At 69.1% G+C, this 820-nt stretch carries 1 protein-coding gene and 1 pseudogene; both read right to left on the reverse strand.

The annotated features are described in order from the left end of the window. Nucleotides 1–51: 51 nt before the first annotated feature. Nucleotides 52–414: an FmdB family zinc ribbon protein gene (locus tag ACFXB5_RS44935; protein ID WP_385219655.1), complete on the reverse strand. Its 363-nt coding sequence runs from the start codon at nucleotides 412–414 to the stop codon at nucleotides 52–54. 133 nt (nucleotides 415–547) lie between these two features. Then, nucleotides 548–820, reverse strand: a pseudogene (locus tag ACFXB5_RS44940) (hypothetical protein); the annotation flags it as partial.

The raw sequence follows: 820 nt of genomic DNA on the forward strand, positions 1-820 counted from the left end.
CCCGGGGGAGGTGGCGGGGTGTCGATGAAGCCGAAGAACCAGGCGGCCGGATCAGGCGGCCGAGCTCGACGTCGAGGACGACGAAGACGACGAGGATGACGTCGACGACGAAGACGTCGAGGAGGAGGACGAGGAAGAGGAGTCCGAGGACTTGGAAGAAGACGAGGAGGACGACGAGTCGGAGCTGTCACTCTTCGCCGCCGGCTTGTTGGAACCGCCGCTCGAGCTGCTGGAGGAGGAGCGGCTGTCGTTCCGGTAGAAGCCGGAGCCCTTGAACACGATGCCGACCGCCGAGAACACCTTCTTCAGGCGTCCCTCGCAGTTGGGGCACTCGGTGAGCGCGTCGTCGCTGAACTTCTGCACCGCCTCGAGGCCCTCGCCGCACTCGGTGCACTGGTACTGGTAGGTCGGCACGTTCTTCCTCCTGGCACTCTCACTCAATGAGTGCTAACGACGCTCCATACTGCAGTATTCCTGCCCGTCAGTCCACTGGGACGAGACATGCAGTGATCGAACACACCGCCCGAGGGGCCTCCGAGGGGCCCTCTCAACTCGCTCCCGTGCCCAGCCAGCCCGCCAGTTTGCCGCCCCGGCCCACCGCCCGCAGCCGCCGCTCCGCCGCGTCGCGCACCGGGTCCGTGGCCACTACCAGCAGTTCGTCGCCGCGCCGCAGCATCGTCGAGGGCAGCGGTACGAAGCTGGTCTTGTCCCGGACGACCAGGGTGACGGGGGGGGCGCCCGCGGCGCCCGCCCGCGGTCGGGCTCCACCGCCACACGGGGGGGGCCCCCACCACCCCCACAGCCCGACACCCCGCCCGCG

Origin of the sequence: Streptomyces sp. NPDC059455 (genome assembly GCF_042750115.1) — a bacterium.
GTDB classification, from domain to species: domain Bacteria; phylum Actinomycetota; class Actinomycetes; order Streptomycetales; family Streptomycetaceae; genus Streptomyces; species Streptomyces endocoffeicus.